The organism is Dorea sp. MB18-49, from assembly GCF_023669465.1.
Taxonomy (GTDB): Bacteria; Bacillota; Clostridia; order Lachnospirales; family Lachnospiraceae; genus Dorea_A; species Dorea_A longicatena.
Map to the genome: position 1 here is coordinate 23201 of NZ_JAMOYX010000041.1, position 6000 is coordinate 29200.

The 6000-nt window shown below is 39.0% G+C and carries 7 protein-coding genes; 1 reads left to right on the plus strand and 6 read right to left on the minus strand.

What is annotated here, in order from left to right:
- Positions 1-88 precede the first annotated feature (88 nt).
- The gene (gene nagB, locus NCY30_RS11505; RefSeq protein WP_006427783.1) at positions 89-820 is read left to right on the plus strand and encodes a glucosamine-6-phosphate deaminase; all 732 of its coding nucleotides are present in this window, start codon (positions 89-91) and stop codon (positions 818-820) included.
- 94 nt (positions 821-914) lie between these two features.
- On the opposite strand, the gene lgt is transcribed toward nagB, so the two are convergent.
- The 6 genes from lgt to NCY30_RS11535 form a co-directional block, all read right to left on the minus strand.
- Complete coding sequence (lgt, locus tag NCY30_RS11510; protein ID WP_006427782.1) at positions 915-1793, minus strand: prolipoprotein diacylglyceryl transferase; 879 nt, start codon at positions 1791-1793, stop codon at positions 915-917.
- A 124-nt stretch (positions 1794-1917) separates the two neighbouring features.
- Entirely contained in the window at positions 1918-3018 is a 1101-nt protein-coding gene (gene ychF / locus NCY30_RS11515; protein ID WP_006427781.1) for a redox-regulated ATPase YchF, read from the minus strand.
- An 83-nt stretch (positions 3019-3101) separates the two neighbouring features.
- Positions 3102-4232, minus strand: a complete 1131-nt coding sequence (locus NCY30_RS11520) for a tyrosine-type recombinase/integrase (RefSeq protein ID WP_117980708.1) — start codon at positions 4230-4232, stop codon at positions 3102-3104.
- A gap of 115 nt (positions 4233-4347) precedes the next feature.
- A complete protein-coding gene (locus tag NCY30_RS11525; RefSeq protein WP_008372088.1) occupies positions 4348-4548 on the minus strand; it encodes an excisionase in 201 nt (66 codons plus the stop codon).
- 41 nt (positions 4549-4589) lie between these two features.
- Entirely contained in the window at positions 4590-5405 is an 816-nt protein-coding gene (locus NCY30_RS11530) for an ATP-binding protein (RefSeq protein WP_161143301.1), read from the minus strand.
- Positions 5405-5932 carry a replication initiator protein A gene (locus NCY30_RS11535; RefSeq protein WP_161143302.1) on the minus strand — a complete coding sequence of 176 codons (528 nt, stop codon included), beginning with the start codon at positions 5930-5932 and terminating at the stop codon, positions 5405-5407. Before NCY30_RS11535 ends, NCY30_RS11530 begins: the two co-directional genes overlap by 1 nt.
- Positions 5933-6000 lie beyond the last annotated feature (68 nt).

A 6000-nucleotide genomic window follows, 5' to 3' on the forward strand; every position in this document is an offset into this window, starting at 1 on the left:
TTCTTTCTATTTCACTTGAAAATTCATTTATAATGTATATACTGGTATTCAGAAACAAAAAACAATTGAATAAGGAGAGGTTATTATTATGGTAATTTATAAAGCAAAAGACTATCAGGATATGAGCCGTAAAGCAGCAAACATTATTTCTGCACAGATCATTATGAAACCAAACTGTGTACTTGGACTTGCAACCGGATCTTCACCGGTCGGTACTTATAAACAGCTGATTGAATGGTATAAGAAAGGTGATCTTGATTTTTCTCAGGTTACAAGCGTGAACCTCGATGAATATAAAGGACTCAGTCCGGAAAATGACCAGAGCTACAGATATTTCATGAACACCAATCTTTTCGATCATGTAAATATCGATAAAACACGTACTTTCGTTCCGAACGGACTGGAAGCAGATTCTGACAAAGCCTGCAGTGAATACAATGAGATCATCCGCAAACAGGGCGGCGTAGACCTTCAGCTTCTCGGTCTTGGACACAACGGACATATCGGATTCAACGAGCCAGGTGCTGCTTTTGAAAAAGAGACACACTGTGTAGATCTGACAGAAAGCACGATTGAAGCCAACAAACGTTTCTTCGAATCCGAAGATGATGTTCCAAGACAGGCCTACACAATGGGTATTAAAAATATCATGCAGGCAAAGAAGATCCTCGTAGTCGTAAGCGGAGAAGATAAAGCTGCAATCTTAAAAGAAGTATTATACGGCCCAATTACTCCGGAAGTTCCTGCTTCTATCCTTCAGCTTCACAATGATGTTACGATTGTGGCTGATGCAGCTGCACTTAGCAAAATCAATATGTAGATCACAGGACTTACCACCGGCAAGTTCTGTTGTATACTTTGGTATAAAAAAGCAGGCGTTCTATTGAAAGAATGCCTGCTTTTTTATATCTGTCTTACTGATTTGATTCCGTACTTTTGATGCGTGCGGCTTTTTTTCTGCCTGTAATAACCAGGATTGCTGATACTATCACAATTGTGCCTGCCAGAAGTTGTGATACCGGAAGTCCAACTTTCGGCAATAAAAGCTGATCTGTTCTGAGGCTTTCGATCCAGAATCTGCCAAGACCGTAGCCTAAGAGATAGATCAGGAAGACCTCTCCATCGAATTTCTTGTGTTTGCGGTATAGCAGCATAATGATCAGCACCATCAGGCACCACATGGATTCATACAGGTATGTCGGGTGAACCTGAATGTACATGACCCCTTTTACGGTCTCTGCATGATTCCACATCTTTGTAGTAATGTCTGAGCTTCTGACTGCATCTACCGGAAGTCTCATTGCAAATAAGCCATTTGTATATTCACCGAATGCTTCTCGGTTAAAAAAATTTCCCCATCTTCCAATCATCTGTCCGGTGATCAGACCAAATCCGCCGGTATCAAATAAAAGAAACGGTGATATTTTTTTTATTTTTGCAAATATGAATACTACAATAATTGCAGTAATTACACCACCGTATATAGCAAGTCCTCCCTCACGGATATTAATGATGCTCTTAATGTCGTCTTTATACATATCCCAGGAGAAGATCACATAATATGCTCTTGCTCCGATAATCGAAAAGATTACTCCGTATATTGCCAGATCATAATAATCCTCTACATTCTGATGTGTGCGCTTTGCTTCCATTACTGCCAGCATGAGTCCCGCCAGGATCCCAATTCCTATGACGATCCCATAATATGCAATATCAAATCCAAATACGGTGATATGATCTCCGACAGATTTTAAATGAATTCCCAGATTCGGAAAATCAATTGTTCTGTGCATTTCTTTTTCCCTTTCCTTTTTCTTTATAGATATGACTTTCCAGATTGGCAGAAAAGCCGGCACATACCATGCCAGCTTTTCTATTTATACATTTTCTTATGTGTTTTCAGCATGTTTAGTATGCTTATACATTGAAACGGAACAGCATGATGTCTCCGTCTTTTACCACATAGTCTTTTCCCTCCAGACGGATCAGACCCTTTTCTTTGGCTGCTGTGTGACTTCCGCATGCGATCAGATCATCATAAGATACAACCTCTGCACGGATGAATCCTCTTTCAAAGTCAGAATGGATCTTTCCGGCTGCCTGAGGTGCCTTTGTTCCTTCTGTGATCGTCCATGCACGGACTTCCGGCTCACCTGCTGTCAGGTAACTGATAAGTCCAAGCAGTTTATAGCTTGCTTTGATCAGTTTTTCCAGACCAGACTCTTTTAATCCAAGATCTTCCAGGAACATCTTCTTCTCATCATCATCCAGTTCTGAAATCTCTGCTTCGATCTCTGCACATACAACGAATACTTCACTCTGCTCTCCCTTGGCATACTCACGAACAGCCTGTACCCCTTCGTTATTAGCCGCATCATCTGCCAGATCGTCTTCAGATACATTTGCTGCATAGATCACTGGTTTGTAAGTCAGAAGATTGTAGCTTTCCAGCCATGCCTGTTCTTCCTCGTCATCTACTTCTTCGAATGTCTTTGCAAGCTTTCCGTCTTCGAGATGTGCTTTAACCTTATTCAGAAGTCCGAGTTCTTTTGCTGCTGATTTATCATTTCTTGCAACTTTGGAAACTTTGGAAATTCTTCTTTCCAGGATTTCAAGATCAGAGAAGATCAGCTCTAAGTTAATTGTCTCGATATCACGAAGTGGATTAATGCTTCCGTCTACGTGTACGATATTGCTGTTCTCAAAGCATCTTACTACATGTACGATTGCATCTACTTCACGGATATTGGCAAGGAACTGGTTTCCAAGTCCTTCTCCTTTTGAAGCACCTTTTACGAGTCCAGCGATATCAACGAATTCAATTGCTGCCGGGATGATTTTTTTTGTGTGATACATCTCTCCCAGTACATTTAATCTTTCATCCGGTACAGTTACAACTCCTACGTTCGGGTCGATGGTACAGAACGGGTAGTTAGCTGATTCTGCTCCGGCCTTTGTAAGTGAGTTAAACAGTGTACTCTTTCCTACGTTTGGTAATCCTACGATTCCTAATTTCATTTTTTCTATTTCCTCCTATAAATCCTTTGATTTCAAGGGATTTCAGCATACTTATTTTTGCAAGTGGGCCATTTAGTGGGCCATTACATTGCCATAAGTGCTTCTGCTACCAAGTCCATTTCTTTTTTCTTTTCTTCCTCGGTAGTATGAACATATAAGTTCATTGTAATTCCAATATTCGAATGGCCCAGTAACATCTGAAGTGTTTTCGGTTTCATTCCTGCTTCAATACATCTGGTAGCAAAAGTATGTCTCAAGATATGCATCGAAAATCTTGGAATTTTTGCTTTGTCACAGATTTTAAACAGCGCTGTATCATATGTACTGTTCTTGACAGGTGTTCCTTTTCGACACAGAAACACAAATTCTTCCCATTCTGTTGAAATTTCTGAAATCCTCTTATTCTTTTCTTTTTGTTTTTTTAGTATAGAAACCGCTTCTTCTGTTAAGGGTATCGTACGGTAACCTGATTTACTCTTTGGTTCTCCGATACGCCACTCCTTTGCACTGTAACGATATTCCATACTTCTGCGAATCTGAATTGTTTTGGATTTAAAATCGACATCTCCCCATTTCAATCCTACCAATTCGCCTGTTCGCAATCCGGTTTGTAGTATAAAACGATACTGATTTTCATAGCTTTGATTTTCTGCATATTGTAAAAATGTTTTTTGTATGTCTCTTGTTAAAGCAACCTTCTTCTCAGAAGGCTTTCCCATATCACTTTTCACAGATTTTTTACAGGGATTGCTACGCAAGACTTCATTCTCTTTTGCATACTCAAACATATTGTATAATGCAATTCTTGCCTGATAAATTGTAGATGTGCGATACCCCTGATCTGCCATATCATAAAATATTTTCTGACATTGAAGTGGTTTCACGTCTGATAGTGTCATCTTCCCAATTACCGGTTTAATATTTTTAATATATCTCTCCGTATAATTGCGAACAGTATTTGAACGGACTGTTTTCTTTTTTATCCCAATCCAATAATCAAACCATTGATCGACCAGCATATCTGATGGCATTGAAATATCACTGTGTTCATCCACATAAGTCGCATCAGCAATCCATGCTCTGCACTCTTGCAGCTTTTTGAATCGTTTATGTTTTCTCTTTCCAAACCGATCTACAAATCTGGCTGAGTATAATCCCGTACTTTCCTGGGATATTCCCTTGCCAAGTTCTTTGCCTTTTAAATCTTTTCCCATATTTCAGCTCCTCTCATAAGAAGCCCTAATACAGTACCTTGTATTATACCATAGCATCTTATTTTTGTGAATATTCATTTTCATCTCATCTCCTGCCCCATCTCCTGTCAATCATTTATATTTCCACACTTTCCGAAATGAATTTTTCAAATTCTTTTCTCTTTACAAGTTTTTTCGTGCCTACGTAAAGCACAAACGGACATCTCGGTTCTTTCAAAAGACCACTTATTCTGTTTTGTCCAATATTACTGTATTCTGCTGCCTCTTCAATTGTAAGAGCCACTTTTTCACATATCGCAACATGTTGTTTGCTCATAAAATCCTTCCCTTATTATTTAACGTGCGTAGCATACACTTCTATCCGCAATACACACGATCATTCTTTGTATTCAACAACGTTTTCGCTTTCTCCATTTTCATACTTGCAATCGCTTCTCGTTTACTTGTACCTCCAACATACATTGGTGTACACATTTCTAAAATACGATCATAGATACGCCTTTTGTCCAACATGGTCTCGCTTTTTATTTCTTTCAGCGGAAGATTGGTTGTGATGATCAAAGGTCGTCCCGAACGGATCCTGCGGTCTATGACGCTAAAAACAATTCCTAACGCATATTCTGAATTTCGTTCCACTCCAAGATCATCAATAATCAAAAGCTGGTAAGAAGCCAATGCATTGATATATTCCGTTTTGTCTGCCAGTGGAAATATATCATCAATAATGGTATTGAAATTTGTCATCTTTACCGTTACTTCCCGCTTAAGAAGTTCATTGGCAATACACCCGGCAATATAACTTTTCCCGGTACCAACCGGTCCCCAGAACAAACAGCCTATATGATTTCTTTTCATTTCCTCCCAGTTATCAACATAGCTTTTTGCCTTATGCATTACTGCATCTGACATATCTGCATTCTCAAATGTCCACTCTTCCATCCTGCTCTCGTCAAAACAGATGCTCGTATTTCTACTGACTAATTCCCGGTGTTCTTTCTCTTTAAAATATTTTTGTTCTTCTTCATACGCTTTTCTGTCACAGGCACATTGCCTAGTATGTTTTTTCATCCCCATAAAGCCACCCTCGGGGAAAAAAGCTTCTTTCGCTTCCCCACAGACTTTGCAGTATTGCAAACCATCACTGCCTACACATACGATATCTTCTTCTCTCATCACAAACTCTCTCCTTCTCCATAGCAATAATTTACTTCATGATATTTATTTCTTTTATATTTCTCAGTTACTTTACTAGGTGCCACATTTCCGACTCCTGCACAGCCATTTTTACGACCAGATGAAGGTTGCTTTTCCGACTCTGTTGCAACCATCTTTTCAACCGCCTTATTCTCAACCAGCTGTAAACCAATCTCATCAGATGGAATTTTTATATATAAATGATTGGGTTTTGAAAAACCACCAGATCTGCGAACCAATAGTCCCACATCATCTAATTCCTTCAATGCTGTTTTTACAGAAGATTTACATTTACCGATTTGAGCAGACAATTCCTCTATCGGAAAAATCAGATAAACATTTCCATACTTGTCTATCCAACTATTCATTCTCGATATCCGTGCCCGGTCATACAAAATCATATAAAGGAATTTTGCAGTTTGAGAAATTCGCAGTTTTAGCAAAAACTTCGGAAACTGGAAGTACTGAAGCATCTGCTCTGACTCCTTCATGTATTCATATTTCATTCTTTTCTCGCCTCGTTTCTGTTTCTAACTGTTGTAAAAATCATTTTTATGCCGGCTCAAAAAATGTC